The sequence below is a fragment of the Ferrovibrio sp. GW821-FHT12F09 genome (assembly GCF_058806775.1).
Genome location: NZ_JBXAPZ010000002.1, coordinates 1,103,317 through 1,121,722, shown reverse-complemented (window position 1 = coordinate 1,121,722; position 18,406 = coordinate 1,103,317). Strand labels below are relative to the sequence as shown.

Annotated in this window: 19 protein-coding genes; 9 read left to right on the top strand and 10 right to left on the bottom strand. The window is 65.9% G+C overall.

Annotated elements, in window-relative coordinates; all coding sequences use genetic code 11:
* Window positions 1–13: 13 nt before the first annotated feature.
* The 3 genes from AC1ROB_RS18500 to AC1ROB_RS18490 form a co-directional block, all read right to left on the bottom strand.
* A complete protein-coding gene (locus AC1ROB_RS18500; protein WP_492969638.1) occupies window positions 14–1,651 on the bottom strand; it encodes an alpha-D-glucose phosphate-specific phosphoglucomutase in 1,638 nt (545 codons plus the stop codon).
* A gap of 14 nt (window positions 1,652–1,665) precedes the next feature.
* Complete coding sequence (gene glpX / locus AC1ROB_RS18495; protein WP_492969639.1) at window positions 1,666–2,628, bottom strand: class II fructose-bisphosphatase; 963 nt, start codon at window positions 2,626–2,628, stop codon at window positions 1,666–1,668.
* Window positions 2,629–2,757: 129 nt separating this feature from the next.
* Complete coding sequence (locus AC1ROB_RS18490; protein WP_492969640.1) at window positions 2,758–3,600, bottom strand: DUF1194 domain-containing protein; 843 nt, start codon at window positions 3,598–3,600, stop codon at window positions 2,758–2,760.
* Window positions 3,601–3,691: 91 nt separating this feature from the next.
* Between AC1ROB_RS18490 and AC1ROB_RS18485 the strand changes: the two genes are divergently transcribed.
* The 6 genes from AC1ROB_RS18485 to AC1ROB_RS18460 all read left to right on the top strand — a co-directional run bounded on the left by AC1ROB_RS18485 (window position 3,692) and on the right by AC1ROB_RS18460 (window position 10,408).
* Entirely contained in the window at window positions 3,692–4,948 is a 1,257-nt protein-coding gene (locus tag AC1ROB_RS18485; RefSeq protein ID WP_492969641.1) for a UbiH/UbiF/VisC/COQ6 family ubiquinone biosynthesis hydroxylase, read from the top strand.
* 92 nt (window positions 4,949–5,040) lie between these two features.
* Window positions 5,041–6,213, top strand: a complete 1,173-nt coding sequence (locus tag AC1ROB_RS18480; protein WP_492969642.1) for a PepSY-associated TM helix domain-containing protein — start codon at window positions 5,041–5,043, stop codon at window positions 6,211–6,213.
* On the top strand, window positions 6,210–6,374 hold the full coding sequence (locus tag AC1ROB_RS18475) for a hypothetical protein (protein ID WP_492969643.1): 165 nt from the start codon (window positions 6,210–6,212) through the stop codon (window positions 6,372–6,374). The genes AC1ROB_RS18480 and AC1ROB_RS18475 overlap by 4 nt, the downstream gene beginning before the upstream one ends.
* A gap of 99 nt (window positions 6,375–6,473) precedes the next feature.
* The gene (locus AC1ROB_RS18470) at window positions 6,474–6,989 is read left to right on the top strand and encodes an RNA polymerase sigma factor (RefSeq protein WP_492969644.1); all 516 of its coding nucleotides are present in this window, start codon (window positions 6,474–6,476) and stop codon (window positions 6,987–6,989) included.
* Between the two features lie 68 nt (window positions 6,990–7,057).
* The gene (locus AC1ROB_RS18465; protein ID WP_492969645.1) at window positions 7,058–8,029 is read left to right on the top strand and encodes a FecR family protein; all 972 of its coding nucleotides are present in this window, start codon (window positions 7,058–7,060) and stop codon (window positions 8,027–8,029) included.
* Window positions 8,030–8,107: 78 nt separating this feature from the next.
* Window positions 8,108–10,408 carry a TonB-dependent receptor gene (locus AC1ROB_RS18460; protein WP_492969646.1) on the top strand — a complete coding sequence of 767 codons (2,301 nt, stop codon included), beginning with the start codon at window positions 8,108–8,110 and terminating at the stop codon, window positions 10,406–10,408.
* Between the two features lie 3 nt (window positions 10,409–10,411).
* On the opposite strand, the gene AC1ROB_RS18455 is transcribed toward AC1ROB_RS18460, so the two are convergent.
* Genes AC1ROB_RS18455 through AC1ROB_RS18440 form a run of 4 tightly spaced genes read right to left on the bottom strand, consistent with a single transcriptional unit; the run spans window position 10,412 to window position 12,757 of the window.
* Window positions 10,412–10,807, bottom strand: coding sequence for a gamma-butyrobetaine hydroxylase family protein (locus AC1ROB_RS18455; protein WP_492969647.1), 396 nt, complete (start codon window positions 10,805–10,807; stop codon window positions 10,412–10,414).
* Between the two features lie 7 nt (window positions 10,808–10,814).
* Entirely contained in the window at window positions 10,815–11,066 is a 252-nt protein-coding gene (locus tag AC1ROB_RS18450) for a Trm112 family protein (RefSeq protein WP_492969648.1), read from the bottom strand.
* Between the two features lie 13 nt (window positions 11,067–11,079).
* Entirely contained in the window at window positions 11,080–11,778 is a 699-nt protein-coding gene (locus tag AC1ROB_RS18445) for an LON peptidase substrate-binding domain-containing protein (RefSeq protein WP_492969649.1), read from the bottom strand.
* A gap of 7 nt (window positions 11,779–11,785) precedes the next feature.
* The gene (locus AC1ROB_RS18440; RefSeq protein WP_492969650.1) at window positions 11,786–12,757 is read right to left on the bottom strand and encodes a tetratricopeptide repeat protein; all 972 of its coding nucleotides are present in this window, start codon (window positions 12,755–12,757) and stop codon (window positions 11,786–11,788) included.
* A gap of 230 nt (window positions 12,758–12,987) precedes the next feature.
* On the opposite strand from AC1ROB_RS18440, the gene amt reads away from it, so the two are divergent.
* Window positions 12,988–15,129 (top strand): ammonium transporter, encoded by a 2,142-nt coding sequence (amt, locus tag AC1ROB_RS18435; RefSeq protein ID WP_492969651.1) that lies wholly within the window; start codon window positions 12,988–12,990, stop codon window positions 15,127–15,129.
* Window positions 15,130–15,194: 65 nt separating this feature from the next.
* On the opposite strand, the gene AC1ROB_RS18430 is transcribed toward amt, so the two are convergent.
* Window positions 15,195–16,142: a LysR family transcriptional regulator gene (locus tag AC1ROB_RS18430; protein WP_492969652.1), complete on the bottom strand. Its 948-nt coding sequence runs from the start codon at window positions 16,140–16,142 to the stop codon at window positions 15,195–15,197.
* Window positions 16,143–16,216: 74 nt separating this feature from the next.
* Between AC1ROB_RS18430 and AC1ROB_RS18425 the strand changes: the two genes are divergently transcribed.
* On the top strand, window positions 16,217–16,798 hold the full coding sequence (locus tag AC1ROB_RS18425) for a carboxymuconolactone decarboxylase family protein (protein ID WP_492969653.1): 582 nt from the start codon (window positions 16,217–16,219) through the stop codon (window positions 16,796–16,798).
* Window positions 16,799–16,808: 10 nt separating this feature from the next.
* A complete protein-coding gene (locus AC1ROB_RS18420; protein WP_492969654.1) occupies window positions 16,809–17,210 on the top strand; it encodes a nuclear transport factor 2 family protein in 402 nt (133 codons plus the stop codon).
* Here AC1ROB_RS18420 and AC1ROB_RS18415 read toward each other — a convergent pair.
* Both AC1ROB_RS18415 and AC1ROB_RS18410 read right to left on the bottom strand, forming a co-directional pair.
* On the bottom strand, window positions 17,198–17,689 hold the full coding sequence (locus tag AC1ROB_RS18415; protein WP_492969655.1) for a hypothetical protein: 492 nt from the start codon (window positions 17,687–17,689) through the stop codon (window positions 17,198–17,200). The two genes, AC1ROB_RS18420 and AC1ROB_RS18415, sit on opposite strands and share 13 nt — an antisense overlap.
* Window positions 17,690–17,786: 97 nt before the next feature.
* Window positions 17,787–18,395: a DUF3291 domain-containing protein gene (locus AC1ROB_RS18410; RefSeq protein ID WP_492969656.1), complete on the bottom strand. Its 609-nt coding sequence runs from the start codon at window positions 18,393–18,395 to the stop codon at window positions 17,787–17,789.
* Window positions 18,396–18,406: the final 11 nt, after the last annotated feature.

Genomic DNA, 18,406 nt, shown 5'->3' with positions numbered 1-18,406 from the left:
GTTTGTTCAAACCTTACGTGATCACATCCGGCCCGGTCCGGCCACTGCTGGCGCAGAGTCCGGTCTGGCGTTCGGCAAAGGCGATCAGCGGCTGCAGGCGAGCCTGCACGTCATCGCCCTGCCGGGCCGGTTCGGCCTCGAACAGCTCGAAGTACAAACGAACGGTGGCGCCTTCAGTGCCGGTGCCCGAAAGCCGGGCGATCAGGCGGGCCTGCTCGCCGCAGATCACCCGCAGGCCCTGGCCTTTACTGACCGAGGCATCGATCGGGTCGGTATAGGCGAAATCGTCGGTGGCGGTGACGGTCATGCCGCCGATAGCGGTGCCGGCCAGATCGGGCAGGGCGGCGCGCAGACGGTCCAGCGCCCGGCTGGCCACCGTGGCATCCACGGCCTCGTAATCGTGCCGGCTGTAATAATGCCTGCCAAAGCGCTTCCAGTGCGCCTGCAGCAGCGACAGCACGGTCTCGCCGGGCCGGGCCGCCAGCAGGTTGAGCCAGAACAGCACGGCCCACAGGCCGTCCTTCTCGCGCACATGGCTCGAACTGGTGCCGTAGCTTTCCTCGCCGCAGAGCGTGATGCGGCCGCTGTCCATCAGGTTGCCAAAGAATTTCCAGCCGGTCGGCGTCTCGAAGCTTTCGATTCCGAGCGCGGCCGCCACGGCATCGCTGGCGCGGCTGGTCGGCATCGAGCGTGCGACGCCGCTGATGCCTTTGGTATAGCCGGGCACCAGCGTGGCATTGGCGGCCAGTACGGCCAGGCTGTCGCTGGGCGAGACGGCGATGCCCTTGCCCAGGATCATGTTGCGGTCGCCGTCGCCGTCCGAGGCGGCGGCAAAATCCAGCGTGCCATCCAGCACCGCGGCCTTGTACAGCTCCGGCGCATAGACGGGGTTGGGGTCGGGATGGCCGCCGCCGAAGTCTTCCTTCGGTTCGGCATTGATCACGCTGGCCGCCGAGGCGCCAAGCATCTGGATGAACAGCCGCTTGGCATAAGGCCCGGTGACGGCATGCATGGCATCGAAGCGGAAGCGGAATCCCGGCATGGCGATCAGCCGGCGGATGGCGTCGAAATCAAACAGGGTCTGCAGCAGCGCGGCATAGTCGGCGACCGGGTCGAAGACGCTGACCGTCATGCTGCCGAGTTTGCTCTCACCGATACGGTCGAGATTCGGCGCGTCGACTTCCAGGGTGCGGTACCGGTCGATGCTGCGGGTGCGCTGATAGATCGCCTCGGTCACGGCTTCGGGTGCCGGGCCGCCATTGGCGATATTGAACTTGATGCCGAAATCGCCGTCCGGGCCGCCGGGATTGTGGCTGGCCGAGAGCACCAGGCCACCCTGGGCCTGACGGGCGCGGATCACCGCGCTGGCCGCCGGCGTCGACAGGATACCGCCTTGGCCGACCAGCACGCGGGCGACGCCATTGGCGGCTGCCATGCGCAGGATGATGCGGATCGCTTCACGGTTGAAGAAACGGCCGTCGCCGCCCAGCACCAGCGTGCCGCCCTGCAGGCCGGCCTGGGTGTCGAACACCGCCTGTACGAAGGCTTCCAGATAGCCGGGCTGCCGGAAGACAGACACCTTCTTGCGCAGGCCCGATGTGCCGGGCTTCTGCCCGTCGAAGGGCTTGATCGCAACCTCGCGCGGACTCATGGCGGGACTCTGTTTCAGGCTACGGGAAAGCGGCTGGAGATGTCGTAGCGCGCGCCGGTCTTCGCCATCAGGATCACGCTGTGGGTATAGGCCGTGCCGCCCTGGATGCTGACGCCGCGGCAGACGGGCCCGGAGTTAATACCGGTGGCGACGAAGACGGCGTCGTCGCTCTTCACCAGTTCGGTGCCGGACAGCCACTTGCCGCTGTCGAGGCCGAACGCCTTCACCTTCTGGGCTTCCTCGTCGCCCTGCGGATCGACGCGGCCGAAGAATTCGCCACCCATGGCGCGGACGAAGATCGCGGTGATGATGCCTTCGGGCGAACCACCGGTGCCGAACAGGGCGTCGACGCTGCTGCCCTTCTGCACCGCCATGAAGGCGCCGGCGACATCGCCGTTTTCCTGCAGCACGGTGCGGGCGCCTGCGTCGTGAATCTCTTTGATCATGGCGTGATGGCGCTTGCGGTTCAGCACGAAGATGCGCAGATCCGAGACGGGCTTGTTCAGTGCGGCGGCCAGCGCCTCCAGCTTCTTCTTCACCGGCCAGGTCGGATCGACCTTGCCCTTGGCCGGCGCGGGCAGCACCAGCTTGTCCATGTAGAAGCTCGGGCCGAGATCGAACATGGCGCCGCGCGGCGCCAGCGCCATCACGGCCATCGAATTGTCGGTGCCGTTGGCCATGTTGGTGGTGCCTTCGATCGGATCGACGGCGATCTCGATTTCCGGTTCACCGGCGCCGATGCGCTCGCCGCGATACAGCAGCGGTGCGTTATCTTTCTCGCCTTCGCCGATCATCACGATGGCGTTGATGTTGATGCTGCCCAGCGCTTTGCGCATGGCCTCCACCGCGGCACCGTCGCCATCTTCCTTCTTGCTGCGGCCGACCCAGTCATGGGCGGCAATCGCCGCCGCTTCGGTCACAAGGCGCAGGGCGAACGGAAAGTCGGCGCGGTCGAACGGACCGGGACGGGTGGTCATGGGAATACTCCGAGGCAGCAGAAAATCAGGTATGGCCGGGATGGTTTTCAGTCCGGTCGGTTATTCCTCGGAAATACGGCAAAAACCGGGCGAGGCCAAGGCATTGGCCGGTGATTTCGGCGGGATTTCCTACTGATCCATCCGCCGGCGCCAGAAGTCCTGGCTTTGCCGTTCGCCGATATCGCAGCCTTTCGGGTAGCGATAGGCACCCTGGGCCTTCTGCAGCAGCACCGGCGGGCCAGCCCGCTGCCAGGCCGGCGGCACCATGGGGGCCGAGGCGATTTCCAGGATCAGCTTGCGCCGCACGGCTTCGCCAAAGCTCTGGAAATTCTCCGCCGTCACCACGAACGAGCCGGGGCCGCCGATCACGCAGCCTTCGTAATAGCGGTCGAGGTCTTCGAGCGCGGGGAAGCCCCAGGGGCTCGGGCGGTTGTTGTTGATCGGCAGGCCATTGATGACGATGCCGGCCGCCAGCGCCTTGTCGCGGGCGATATCGACCGGGCCGCCATCGTTGTTGGGGCCGTCGCCGGAGACGTCGAGCACCTGGCGAACGCCCTTGTAGGGGCCGCTGCCGAAGCGCGGGATGGCATAGGCGATGGCGCCGGTGATGCTGGTGCGGCGCGCCGTGCGGGTCGGCTGTTCCATGAGCTTGCGCGATGCGGCCTCGGCGCTGGCCTGATCGGAGATCAGCATCCAGTCCATCACTTCGGTCTGCATGTAGGAATCGGACCAGTCGAAATAATACAGCGCGATCTTGCCATGGATGCCGCCGCGGATCGCCTTGATCACCTGGGGATCGATCAGCGCCTTGGCATAGCCTTCGCGCTGCATGCGGGCTTCCTCGGCATCGATGCTGCCCGAGATATCGATGGCCAGCATCAATTCCAGATCGACGGGAATCTTCTCGGCGGCCAGGACCGGGAAGCCCGTCAGCCAGGCCAGCACCAGAGCGGTCAGCGGCTTGAACTGCATGCAGGCAGGCTAGTACGCCCGATTGTCGCAGTCCAAAGAAAATACGGGGTGCGGTCTGGACAAGTAGGGTCCGGCTGCGGATGGTACCGCCATGACCGCCCCGATGACTTCCACCACAGACCTGTTCGATGCTGCCGTGATCGGCGGCGGCCTGAACGGCCTGACCCAGGCCATCGCCTTGGCCCGCCACGGTCTTTCGGTGGCGGTGATCGATCGCGAGGACCCCGCCAGGGCGCTCGCCGCCGGCTTCGACGGGCGGGTTTCGGCCATCGCGCTGGCCTCCCAGCGCATGCTGGATGCCATCGGCCTGTGGCAGCATGTGCCGGCCGCCCAGCCGATGTGGGATATCCGGGTCTCCGACGGCGACTCGCTGCTGTTCCTGCACTACGACCACCGCGATCTCGGCGACCGCCCCTTTGGCTATCTGGTCGAGAACCGTCTGTTGCGCGTCGCCCAGCAGGCCGCCATCCAGGCCCAGCCGAAGATCGAGCTGATTGCCCCGATGACGCTGCGGCGGATCGCGTATGGCCAGTCCGGCGCCGGGGCGCCGGCCGAGCTGGAACTCGACAACGGCCGCCGCCTGCATGCCCGTCTGGTGGTCGGCGCCGATGGCAAGCAGTCAGCCATCCGCAAGGCTGCCGGCATTGCCACGCTGGACTGGTCTTACGATCAGACCGGTATCGTCTGTACCGTGCAGCATGAGCTGCCGCATGAAGGCGTGGCGCAGGAACGCTTCCTGCCGGCCGGGCCCTTCGCCATCCTGCCGATGACCGACAGCGAAGACGGCCGGCACCGGTCCTCCCTGGTCTGGACCGAACCCACGGCCCGCGCCGCCGCCATCATGGCGCTGGACGATGCCGCCTTTGCCGCCGAGATGCGCCAGCGTTTCGGTAGCGGGTATGGGGCCTGCGACGTCACCGGCCCGCGCTGGTCCTATCCGCTCAGCTTCCTGCTGGCGCAGCGCTACACCGATCACCGCCTGGCGCTGATCGGCGATGCGGCCCATGGCATCCATCCGATTGCCGGCCAGGGGCTGAATCTGGGCCTGCGTGACATTGCCGCGCTGACCGAAGCCCTGGTGGAGGCGAAACGCCTCGGCCTCGATATCGGTCGTTCGGATGTGCTCGACCGCTACGAGCGCTGGCGCCGGGTCGACAATGTGGTTCTGGGCGCCGTGACCGACGGTCTGACCCGGCTGTTCTCCAATGACATCGCGCCGTTGCGCCTGGCCCGCGATCTGGGCCTGGGGCTGGTCGACCGCATAGTCCCGCTGAAAAAGCTGTTCATGCGGCATGCCATGGGCGATCTGGGCCAGCTGCCCCGCCTGCTGAAGGGCGAGCCGATCTGAGCGCTGCAGAAGGCTGAAATTTCCATTCCGGTTTTTGCGTTACGATTCGTCTTATCAGGCGATCCCCATGTTCGCGCCCGGAGCTACTCCGCATGACTGTCAAAACCTTCAAGATCTGGTACCTGGCCCACAAATGGACGAGCCTGGTCTGCACGGTCTTCCTGCTGATGCTCTGCATCACCGGCCTGCCGCTGATCTTTCATCACGAGATCGAGCACCTGCTGGGCGATGCGGTGGAGCCAGCTGCCATGCCGGCCGATACGGCCTTTGCGCCACTTGACCGCATGGTCGAGATCGCGCGCGAGAAACGGCCGGGCGAGACGGTGATGTTCATGTCCTGGGACCCGGAGGAACCGGCGCTGGTTTTTGTCACCACCGGGCCCGATCCCAAGGTGAACGAGAACCTGCATTTCTTCACCTTCGACGGCCGGACGACAGAAATTCTGTCGCAGCAGCCGCAGAACCAGATGACCTTCATGCATGTGATGCTGCAACTGCATGTCGACATGTTCGCCGGCCTGCCGGGCAAGCTGTTCCTCGGTTTCATGGGCCTGCTGTTCGTGGTCGCCATCGTCACCGGCATCGCCGTCTACGGCCCGCTGATGCGCAAGCTGGATTTCGGCACCGTGCGCAAACAGCGCAGCACCCGCATCAAATGGCTCGACTTGCATAACATGCTGGGCATCGTCACGGTGGCCTGGGCGCTGGTGGTCGGCGGCACTGGCGTCATCAACACCTGGGCCGATCTGATCTTCAAATACTGGCAGTATGACCAGTTGGCGGCGATGACCGCGCCCTATGCTGGCCAGCCGGTGCAGGAAACGCTGGGATCGCTGGATGCCGCCATGATGACCGCAAAGGCTCATGCGCCGGGTATGAGTCCGGGTTTTGTCGCCTATCCCGGCGGCAATTTCAGCAGCCCGCACCACTATGCCATCTTTATGCGCGGCAACACGCCGCTGACCGCGCGGCTGTTCAAGCCGGTGCTGGCCGATGCGCAGACCGGCGCCTTCACCGACAGCCGCGACCTGCCGTGGTACGCCACCGGCCTGCTGTTGTCGCAGCCGCTGCATTTCGGCGATTACGGTGGCATGCCGCTCAAGATTCTCTGGGCGCTGTTCGACATCGTCACCATCGTGGTGCTGGGCAGCGGTCTGTATCTGTGGTTGCAGCGCCGGCGCAATCCGGTCGAGCAGCGCATCCGCGAACTGGAGCAGGATACCGGCGCGAGTCTCGATCTCGCTGCACGGAGTACTGTGCCATGAATATGAAGCTCTGGGGAATGCCTATCCTGCTCGGTGTCCTGAGCTGCGTCGGCCTGATATCGGCGCTTCTCGAAGACGGCCTCTGGGATGCGCTGTCCTGGCTCATGCTCGGCATCCCGGCGATGCTGATGCTGTGGTACTGGCGACCCGGCTTGCGTTGACCGGCGCGTTGAACAGGTCTTCATCGTGAAACTTGCGACTCATTCGCAGTTACCCTAGGGTGACTACCGGCTGCCGGTTGCGGCCGGAAAGGGTCCGGGGTGAAGCGTACATTCGATATCGGCCGGCTGTTCGTGCTGCATCGCGACGAACTGCAGCGTTTCGCGTTGCGCCGGCTGGGCGATCGCGACCGTGCCGCCGATGTGGTGCAGGACACCTTCGTGCGGTTGGCCAATGCGGTGAACGAGAGCAATCCGCTGCTGGATAACCCGCGCGCCTATCTGTTCCGGGTCACGGGCAATCTGGCGACTGACGCCCTGCGCCACGGCCGCGTCGTCGACAGCGTGGTGGACCGCGATGGCCTGAACGACCGGCTGCCGGCGGGCCAGCCTTCGCCTGAAACTGTCACGCTGGACCGCGACCTGCTGCGCCGGTTGCAGGTCGGTCTGGCGGCGTTGCCGATGCAGCAGCGGCAGGTGCTGACCATGAAGCGCCTGCAGGGGCTCAGCCATGCCGAGATTGCCCGCCGGACCGGTTTGAGCCCGGCGGCGGTGGAAAAGAACCTGACCCGGGCGCTGCAGCGCCTGCGCGCCGTGTTGGGGGAGGATTGGCCATGATGGCGATTGCAGAGTCGGGATTGCCCAGCCTGACTCGTCATACCTTCTGAAACAGACGACCAGCCATCATGCCGATATCCGATTTTACTTCCGTCACCGACGACGCGCTTGCCGAGCAGGCCGCGCGCTGGCTGATGCGCGTCAGCGATGCGCCGGCCGGCAGCGCCGAGCATGACGCCTGTGTCGTCTGGCGCCGGAGCAATCCGGCCCATGAACGGGCCTGGCAGCAGGCGGTGCAATTCTGGCAACGCGACGAACTGACCCATGCGCTGGCGGCTGTTGATGCCGCGCGCGTCGCCGGTGGGATCTGGCGGCGTGCCGTCTCGATGACCGCCATCGCTGCTGTCCTGCTGCTGGCGGTGATCGTCGGCGGACTCTTTCTGCTGCCGGGTTTCGGCACCTGGGTGGTGGCGGATCGCCATGCGCCACTGTACCGCATGATGCCGATGGTGCTGCCCGATGGCACCCAGATCACGCTGGATGCCGGCACTGCGGTCGATATCGATTACACCCCGCAGCGGCGGCGCATCGTGCTGCGCAAGGGCAGTATTGCCGTGGAAGCCATGTCCGATGCACAGCGGCCGCTGGCCGTGGAATCCGCTCGCAGCACGGTGACGGTGATCGGCACGCGTTTCCTGGTGGTGCAGGAACCGGCGGCCGACCGGGTGGCCGTACAGCGCGGTCGTGTTGCCGTGCGCAACCAGGCCGGTGCCGAAATCCAGCTCAACGCGGGCCAGCAGGCGATGACGGATGGGATGCGGCTGGAAGGACCGAAGCCGGTGGATCCGAGCAGTGTTGCCGATTTCGCCGCGGGCTGGCGCAGCTTCGAGGGCGTGCCACTGAAAGCCGTATTGGCCGAGATCGGGCGGTACCGTTTCGCGCCGATCCTGCTGGCCGAAGGTGCGGTTGGCGATCTGCGGGTCACGGCGCGCCTGCAGGTGGCGGAGCCCGAGCGCGCGCTAGCCGCCCTTGAGGCGACCCTGCCGCTGCAGGTTCAGAAGTGGCCTGGTGGCGTGATGCGTATCCGCGCCAGCCGCTGATTGAAAAAATCCGTCCGGGTTCGGGAAACTGCCTCGTCTCAGAATGCAAAGAACACGCATTTGCATTTGGGGGTCGGTATGAGCGGACGTCGCACAGGTCAGGTTCTGGCCGGGATTATTGCTGGATTTTCGGCATTCTCAGCTGTTGCCCAACCTGCCCCGACCTCCGGCACTGTCCAGCTGGCCCAGGCCGAGCGGCGCTATGATTTCGATCTGCCGGCCCAGCCGCTGACTGCAGCCCTTGCCGGATTCAGCCGTATCACCGGCCTGCAGACCGTCACCACCGGCACCTCGCTGCAAAACCGCCAGGCGGGCCTAGTGCGCGGCAACCTCACGGCCGCCGAAGCGTTGCGTCGCCTGCTGGCAGGCACCGGCGTCACCTGGCGCATGGTGGATGGCAATACCGTGGCGCTGGTCGAGGCACCGCAGGGCGGCGGCGGTGTCGTGCTGGATGCCCTGACGGTCAGCGGTGAGAAAACTGACCGCTCGCTGCAGGATACAGCAACCAGCGTAGCGGTGTTCGACCGCCAGATGCTGGAAGACCGTCCCTATATGCCCAGCACCAACAGTCTGATCGAACGCGTGCCCAATGTTGTGGCGACACCGGGCAACAACTTCGCGCCCACGGTCCGCGGCATCGACGGCACCGGTCCGACCAACGGTGGCTATGCCTATGTCGCCGGCATCCGGCCGCGCCTCAATCTGCAGGTCGACGGTCGTCCGGCCACGTTCAACGAACTGGTCTATGGCGATTTCTCGCTGTGGGATGTCGATCAGGTGGAAGTGCTGCGTGGGCCGCAGAGCACCATGCAGGGCCGTAACGCCATTGCGGGCGCCATCGTGGTGAAGACCATGGACCCGACCTGGGACTGGGAAAGCGGCGGTCGTGTGATGATGGGCAACGAGCGACAGCGCCAGTACGGAGCCTATGTCTCCGGTCCTGTGGTCGATGACCAGCTTGCCTTCCGCCTGGCGATGGAGCGCCGCACGAGTCAGAGTTATGTCGGGTTCTCGCCCTTCAAGGATGTGCCGAACCCGGGGGAATTTGAATCCAATCTTGTGCGTGGCAAGCTTTTGTTCGAGCCGCGACATTGGGACGGCTTCTCGACATTGCTGACCCTGAACTACAGCGAGACGCTGCAGCCGCAGGGCCAGCAGGTGCGCTGGCCCGAGACCGGCCTAAGGGCAGCCTATCTCCAGATGCCGACGTTTGAGCCGCGCGCGTTCAGCGGCATCGCCGAGAGCAAATACGTGATGAGCGATGCCATGACGCTGGAGAATACCTTCTCCTATACCGATCTCGGCATCACCCGCCTGGCGCCGCCCGGCGAAGGCTTCGCGCGCATCGACGGCTATGAAATGCTGGAGGAGCCGCGCCTGCGCTTCGCCGCGCTTGATGGCCGCCTGAAAGGGTTGGCCGGTCTGCATGCCTTTCATGCCAGCCAGGATGAAATTTTCGTCTATGACTTCTTCGGGGGCAACAACACCTTCAAGGACCTGACCACGACCTACGCCGCCTTCGGCGAGGGCACTTACAGCGTACTGTCCGATGTGGATCTGACGCTAGGCGGCCGTCTGGAGCGGGAGAACCGCCGCCGCCAGCGCCTCCAGGGCGGCGTGACGCCGGTAAATTTCGACGAGACCTATGAAGTCTTCCTGCCCAAGATCGGCGCGGCCTGGCATGTGGAAAAGAACTGGACTGTCGGCACCGCGGTGTCACGCGGCTACAACGGTGGCGGTGCCGGCATCACCTTCTTCGCCCCGATTATCTCCTACCAGTTCAAGCCGGAGTATGTCTGGAACTACGAGGCCTATACCCGCATCGACCTGCTGGACGGTCGTCTCAACCTGACCGGCAACATCTTCTATGCCGACTATAAAAGCATGCAAATGCCCTATACGCCTGCGGGCAGCAACGACGCTATCGTGGTCAACGCACCCAAGGCGCATACGGTGGGCAGTGAGATCGGTGCGCGGTACCTGGTCACCAAAGGCCTGACTGTGTTCGGCAATGTCGGCCTGCTGAAGACCGAGATCGACGAATTCACCGGCTTTACCGGCAACGACCTGCCCAAGTCGCCAGCGCTCACGGCCGATCTCGGTTTCACCTACAAATTCGGCGGCGGGTTCGATGTGGGCGCCGACGCGCGCTATTCCGAAACCTATTATTCGGATATCAGCAACTCGCGGCGCGGCAAGGTGCCGGCCTATTGGGTGGCCAACAGTCAGGCCGGCTATGAATTCGGCAATGCCCGGGTCTTCGCCTTTGTCCGAAACATCATGGATTCGCGTGACGCGTTGCAGATCTACACGTCCGACAACTCCGCCGACATCCTGCGGCCGCGCACCTTCGGCCTCGGGCTGGATGTGAAATTCTAGAGTCTAGCGTGCGCGGGGTTCGCGGCTGAGGCCGCGCGCTTCCAGCCGGCTGAGATAGTCCTGCCACAGGACATCCTGGTCATGGCCGCGGTCGTAGAACCATTCCCAGCTATAGATGCCGCTGTCGTGCAGGTCGTCGAATTTCAGCCGCACGGCATAGGTGCCCACCGGCTCGATGCCGATGATGCCGACATGGGAACGACCGGGCACCAGGGTCTTCTGGCCGGCGCCATGGCCCTGCACTTCGGCCGACGGGCTTTCGATGCGCAGGAATTCCGACGTGAAGCTGAAGCTCTTGCCATCCTCGAACACCACGTCCAGACGCTTCTCGGCCGAGACATAGCGCAGGTCGGTGCAGGCCGGCCGCCCGGCCTTCTGGTAGATGCCGTATTCGGTCATCGGGAAATTACGGGGTGTCGTCGATCTGGCGCGCTTCGTCCACCAGCATGATCGGAATGCCGTCGCGGATCGGGAAGGCGAGGCCGGCCTTCTCGCTGACCAGTTCGCCGCGCGCGCGGTCATAGGTCAGCGGCCCCTTGGTCACCGGGCAGACCAGCAGCTCCAGCAGTTTCGGATCGACCGGCGCATTGCTGTGTGCCGGCGGCAGCGGCTGTTGCGGAACGGCCAGGGGATTGGGCGGGGTGAAGCCTTCGGTCATGTTCTCTGATCCTTCAGTTCGGCTTGCGGCCGCGCGGCAGCGTGGTTTTGTCGAGCAGCGCCAGTTCCAGCAGGCCGACCAGCAGGGCGGCGCGGGCCTTGAAATCCCGGGCTTCCAGCAGGGCCTGTTTCTCGCCAGCGCTGAAGGGGCAGATCATGCCCAGCGAATGCACCAGCAGGTCGTCGTTCACCGCGCCGATGGCGTCCCAGTCGGCCGGCAGGTTGTGATGGGCGCAATAGCCGCGCAACGCATTGAGCAGGCGGCTGCGGTCGCACAGGCCGTCCACCTGCGGCGTCAGGTCATCGGCATAGGGCGTGTAATCCGCTTCCACCTGGCGATAGGGCGTATCGGCTTCCAGTTCGCGGGCGATCTGGAAGCGGCACAGGCCGCGCAGGGTCAGCAGCATGCGGCCGTCGTCGGTCTCGGTGGCGGAGACGATCTGGCCCAGGCAGCCGACCGGCTGCACATCGGCCGCATTCGACGGCGACTGGCCGCTGCGGCCGGCATATTCGCTCGGCTGCACCATGCCGATCTGCTTGGCGCCATCCAGCGCCGCCCGCGTCATCGCCAGATAGCGCGGCTCGAAGATATTCAGCGGCAGCAGGCCGCGCGGCAGCAGCAGCACGCCGCTGAGCGGGAAGATCGGAATCGTCGGGCTCAGGTCGCCGATGCCGGCGGGCGTATCCTGCTCGAAGGGCGAGGGTTCCCGCATGGCGCGATCAGGAGAACAGGATCGACGACAGCTTGCGGCGGGCTTCCACCACCAGCGGATCCATCGGCCCCAGCGCCTCGAACATGGTCACCAGCTGCTTGCGCGCGGCTTCCTCGTTCCATTTGCGGTCGCGCTTGACGATATCGAGCAACTGGTCGAGCGCTTCGCCCTGGCGGTTGTCGCCCACCAGCGCCAGCGCATAGTCGTAGCGCGCCTGGTGGTCGTTCGGATTGGCGGCCACGGCGTCTTCCAGCGGCTTCAGGTTGCCGGCCGCCTTGGCGCCGTCTTCCAGCAGCTGCAGCGCCGAGCGCGCGGCGGCGATCTCGGCATGTTCGGCGATCGCCGGCGGCACGTTGGCCAGGATTTCCTTGGCTTCCTCCACCTCGCCCATGCCGATCAGCGCGCGGGCCAGACCGCCGAGCGCTGCGGGATTCTCCGGCTCGGTGCCCAGCGCGGTGGAGAAGGCGGTGGCCGCATCTTCGAAGGCCTGCTCGCCCAGGGCGGTTTTGCCGGCTTCGATCGCTTCGGCAGCCGTGTCCTCGATGGCGCCGGCGCCCGGCAGGCTTTCGACGAATTTCTTGAGCTGGCTTTCCGGCAGCGCGCCGACGAAGCCGTCGACCGGCTGGCCGCCGGAGAAGGCATAGACCGCCGGGATCGACTGGATGCGCAGCTGCTGGGCCAGCGGCTGATTCTTCGGATCGTCGACATTGATCTTGACCAGCTTCAGCTTGCCGTTCGCCGCCTTGACCAGCTTTTCCAGCGCCGGGGTCAGCTGCTTGCAGGGGCCGCACCACGGCGCCCAGAAGTCGACCAGCACTGGGGTCTTCATCGAGGCTTCCACCACATCCTGCATGAAGGTGGTGATATCGGCATCCTTGATCGCGTCGGCAGCCACAGCGGGTGCGCCGGCAGCGGCGGGGTCGGTGACAAAGCCGGTCAGGCCGGGCGTAGCGGCGGCGGGCTTGGGCGAAAGGTCCATGGCGGTCTTCACAATCGAAAAGGGTTGGCGACGAAAACAGGGTGTCGGCTGGGATCAGAGATAATGGCGTGGGGGGCAAAAGCCAACAGCCCCCGGTGCAAATGCCGACAAGGCTGGCGAAAATATAGGCATCAGCGGGCCGGTGCCAGACGGCTATTGCAGCCAGGAATCGCCTTTTCCCGCTGGTATGTCTCTTGCTTTGCTTTCCAAACCCGTATGACGCCCGCCGCATGACCGCTGACCGCATCGATATCGTCTGGATCCTGGTAGCCACCTGCATGATCTTCACCATGCAGGCCGGCTTCTGCTGCCTGGAGAGCGGCTTCGTCCGCGCCAAGAACAGCATCAACGTGGCGTTGAAAAACCTGGCGGATTTCTGCATCGCCGGCCTGCTGTTCTGGGCCTTCGGCTTCGCCCTGGCCTTCGGGGCGGGCGCGACCGGCTGGGTCGGCGCCAGCCACTGGCTGTTCGATGGCCGCGGCGAGATCACCATGGGCGCCTTTTTCCTGTTCCAGCTGATGTTCTGCGGCACCTCGGCCACCATCGTCTCGGGCGCGGTGGCCGAACGGGTCAGCTTTGCCAGCTACATGCTGATCACCATCGTGATCTCCGGCCTGATCTATCCGGTCTATGCCCACTGGGCCTGGAACACCGGGCAGTTCGGCGGCAGCGCCGGCTGGCTGGCGGCGCTCGGCTTTATCGATTTCGCCGGTTCCAGCGTGGTGCATTCGATCGGCGGCTGGGTCTCGCTCGCTGCCGTCCTGATCATCGGCCCGCGCGCCGGGCGTTTCAGCAGCGGCCAGACCGCCATGCGCGGCCATGATCTGGTGATGTCGACGCTGGGCACCATGCTGCTGTGGTTCGGCTGGTTCGGCTTCAACGGCGGGTCGACGCTCGCGCTCAACGAAACCGTGCCCTCCATCCTGGTCAACACCACGCTGGGCGGCTGCGCCGGCGCGGTGGCCACCCTGATCCTGTCGCAGCTGGTGCATGGCAAGATCCGCGTCGAGGATTTCCTCAACGGCACGCTGGCCGGCCTGGTGGCGATCACCGCCAACTGCCACAACACGTCGGGCCTCGGCGCCGTCATCATCGGTGCCATCGGCGGCGCCGTGGCGCTGGGCGCGGCCGAAGCGATGGAGCGGCTGAAGATCGACGATGCGGTCGGCGCCGTGCCGGTGCATCTGTGCGCCGGCGTCTGGGGCACGCTGGCGGTGGCGCTGTTCGGCGATCCGGCCGGCTGGCCCGCCAATGCGAACGGGATGGAATACGACCGCCTGACCCAGTTCGGCATCCAGGCGCTGGGCTGCGCGGCCGCCGCCGTCTACGGCTTCGGCATCACCTATGCGATCCTGCGCCTGATCAACCTGGTGCTGCCGCTGCGCGTGACGCTGGATGCCGAGACCGTCGGCCTCAACCAGGCCGAACACGGCGCCGGCTCGGCCATGCTCGACCTGGTCAACGACATGGAGCGCCAGCGCGGCCAGGGCCGCTTCGACCAGCCGGTGCGCGTGGCGGTCGGTTCCGAGGTCGAGCCGATCGCCCTGCAGTACAATCGCGTCATCGCCCGCGTGAATCGCGATGCCGAGGCCCTGCGCCGCGCCATCGACGACCTGACCCGCGCCAAGATCGCCGCCGAGGAAGCCAATCACGCCAAGAGCGCCTTCCTCGCCAATATGAGTCACGAGCTGCGCACGCCGCTCAATGCCGTGATCGGTTTTTCCGAAATCCTCACCAACCAGCTGTTCGGCACGCTCGGCGATCCGCGCTACAAGGAATACGCCAACGATATCCTCGCCAGCGGCCGTCACCTGCTCAGCCTGGTCAACGACCTGCTCGATCACACCCGCATCGAGGCTGGCCGCGTCGAGCTGACCGAGGCCGAGCTGGATGTGCAGGAGCAGTGCGAGATGGCCCTGCGCATGATCCGCGAACGTGCCGCCGCGGCCGATGTGGCGCTGCAGGCCGATCTTGGCGCCGGGCTGCCCTATCTGCAGGCCGACGAGCGCGCGCTGCGCCAGGTGCTGCTCAACCTGCTGGGCAACGCGGTGAAATTCACCCCCGCCGGCGGCAGCGTCACGCTCAGCGCGCGTCTGGAAGGCGACGGCCGTCTGGCGATCGTCATCAGCGATACCGGCATCGGCATGAAGCGCGAGGATGTGCCCAAGGCCTTCGAGCCCTTCGTGCAGCTGCACCATCATATGAACAAGGCCTATGGCGGCACCGGCCTGGGATTGCCGCTGGTGCAGGCGATGATCCGGCTGCATGGCGGCTCGGTCACCATCGACAGCCGCGAGAACGAAGGCACGGTCGTCACCGTGCGTTTCCCGCGCAGCCGCGTGCGGCTGCTGTCCGCTGTCGTGGCCGGCTAGGCGGCTCTTATCAGTCCGTCATGCCACGCCCAGGGCGTGGCATCCACGATTTGAATATGGGGCTGTTACGCCGCTTTGCGCTTCTGTTTGTCGATATCGCGGCCGACCGCGATCAGATGCTGGCGCAGCCAGATCGAACCGGGGTCGTTCTGGTTGCGCGTCGGCCAGAACACATATTCGGTATCGCCTTCGGGCGCGACCGGCGGCGGCACGGCCATGATGCCGAGCTGATCGCTGAGCGACGCGATCATGCGGCTGGGGACGAAGGCGACCAGGTCGCTGCGCGCCACCACATGCAGGGCCTGCAGATAGCTTGGCACGGTGAGCGCCAGCGAGCGGGTGAAGCCGGCATTGGCCTGCAGCCAGGTGTCGATCAGGTCCTCGCGCAGACCGCGGCCGATCACGCCGACATGGCGGGCCGCCAGGAAGACCTCCTGCCGCTTCAGCTTCGCGGCCAGCGGATGGCCGCGCCGCACCGCCAGCACATCGGAATCGCCGAAGACGCGATGATGATGGAAGCCGGGGAAGGCGTCGGCATGGCAGTTCACCACGAAATCGACGCTGCGGGCGAAATCGGGCCCGAGATAGGAAATCCCGCGCCACGGCACGACGTCGAGCCGGATGCCGGGCGCCGCGCCCGCCACGCGCATCACCAGCGGCGGCAGGATCAGGTTGGACAGATGGTCGGGCACCATCAGGGTGAAGCGCCGGCTGCTGCGGGCGGGATCGAAGCCGTCGGCCACGAACAGCCCGCGCACCTGCTCCAGCGTTTCGCGCAGGGGCGTGCGCAGGCCCCGCGCCCGCGGGGTCAGCTCCATGCCGGTGCCAACCCGCACCAGCAGGGGATCGTTCAGGATGTCGCGCAGGCGCCGTAGCGCATGGCTCATCGCCGGTTGCGACAGGCCGACGCGCAGGGCGGCGCGGCCAACATGGGCATCGGTGACCAGCGCATCCAGCGCCACCAGCAGGTTGAGGTCGAGGGCCTGTAAATTCATGGTGCGAATATAGATCATACAATCTATCGATTGGAAGAATGATTCCATCAGGGCCATGGTGCGTGGGCCAACCGCTATCGGAGATCTCGTCCATGATGACCGCGCATCAGCCTTCGCCCCGCATCGATCCGGCCCCGCCGCCCTATGCCCCCGATATCCAGGCCGTGTTCGACCGTCTGCCGGCCGGCTGGCAGCCGCCCTTTGCGCTGTTCACCACGCTCGCCCGCGACGGCAACCTGTTGCACCGTTTCATCCGCGGCGCGCCGATCTATTTCGCCGGCAGCAACCTCACGGTCCGTCAGCGCGAGGTGCTGCTGCTGCGCGTCACGGCGAATTGCCGCTGCGAATATGAATGGGGCCTGCGCATCCATTTCTTCCAGGCCGAGGCGGGCCTGAGTGACGATCAGGCCTATGCCAGCGTCTTCGGCAATGCCGAGGATGCCTGCTGGACTGTGGAGGACGCGCTGCTGGTCCGGCTCGCCGATGCCCTGCATGCCAGTGCCGATATCCCCGAGGGCCTCTGGGGCGTGGTCAGCCGCAGCTTCACGCCGGAAGCGGTGATGGAGCTGCTGCTGCTCGCCGGCTACTACCGCACGGTGGCCTGTCTGGCCAATGGCCTGCGCCTGCCGCCCGAGCCGATGAGCCGCCGTTTTCCCATTGCCATCGCGGCTTGAGGCGAAGGTCATGGATGCCGCAACCAACAAGCGTCTGCTGCAGGAGGCCTTTGCCGAAACCGCCAAGGGCAACGGCCGGCTGTTCGTCGGGCTGATGGCCGATGACGTGACCTGGACGATTGCCGGCGGCACTGACTGGCCGCGCCGTTACGACGGCAAGGCCGCGGTGCTGGGCGATCTGCTGGCCCGCGTCGGCGCGCAGTTCGATGGGCCCAACCGCTGCGTGGCCGACAGCTTCATCGCCGAGGGAGACCGCGTGGTGGTGGAGGCGCACGGTCTGAACCGCACGCGCCACGGCGCCTACGAAAACCGCTACTGTTTCGTGATCGTCTTCCGCGCTGGCTGCATCGCGGCGATCACCGAATACATGGACACCGCGCTAGCCGAGCGGATGCTGCCTTACGCCGGATAGCCGCTCAGGCCGGGTCGGATCTTGCGCACCGCCAGGATGCCGAGCACGACGAACAGCGCCAGCGTCAGGCTTTCGGTGATCAGGAAGGGCGGCTCCGACTGTGTCGGCGCCACGGCCTTGAGCGATGGCACCTTGGCAAAGACCTGGGCGATGGCCACGAAGACCAGCAGGAACAGGCTGGCCACCGCGCCCCCGGCATAGATCGCGCCCCAGAGACCGCGCATCCCGAAGCGATAGCGCGCCGGCAGGGTCACGGCCAGCACCAGCAGCGCCACGATGGCGGTGCCATGCGAAGGCAGGAAGACGGTGAAGGGGAACAGGAAACCGGTGGCGCTGGTCAGCAGCGCGGTGGCCAGGAAGCTGGTGGTCAGGCCGGCGCTGTCGCGGCCGCGCAGCAGGTCGGCCACCACGGCAATGCCGGTGACGATGGCGGCGACGCTGATCAGCGTATGGCCGATGGTGAGCAGGGTGAGATACATGACGGGCCTCGGGGCGGGAGGAAGAGGGGCAGGAGAAAAGCGGGCTGGCTGACGGCATCATGCGCCGGCCGGAGCGGCCACGATACTATACTGAGGTTTAGGCCGGGTGACGGTTCGCCCCGGCCCCATTCACTTCCGTCCGATTCACGTCAGCCCGATTCACTTCGGCCTGGCGCCGCACCAGATCGCGGTCGATCACAGCCGGCCGGCCCGCGGCATCGAAGGGCGCCTGCCAGTGGAAGGCCTGCGCCGAGGCGCCGTGATCGTGCAGATGCTCCAGCCGTGCCACGGCCTCCCGCCAGTCGGGCCGATGGTTTTGGGCCACCCACCACAGCACATAGGGCGGCCAGGCGGGTTTCAGCGGCGGCAGGGCCGGCTTCAGGAACCAGTCGCGGCCATGGGCCAGCGCCTCGGCATGGAGGCCGTGATAGGTGTAGGCCATCGGCGATTCCAGGTCGGCCCACAGCGACAGCGTCGACGGCGAATGGGCATCGGCATGCTGGGTGTAGAAGCGTGGATAGGCATGCGGCCCCCAGCTCGCCGGTCCCGGATCGCCGTCATAACCGGATCGCGCGATGAAGCCGGCGGCGCGTTCGGCGGCGGCCAGGTTGGCGTCGTTGCGCGCATGGAATCCGTCATTGGCCGGATCGGCCGAGGGGCGAGTGAAAATACCGAAGGTATAGAGGGCGAGGCGGGCTGGCAGCATGCGACGGAAAT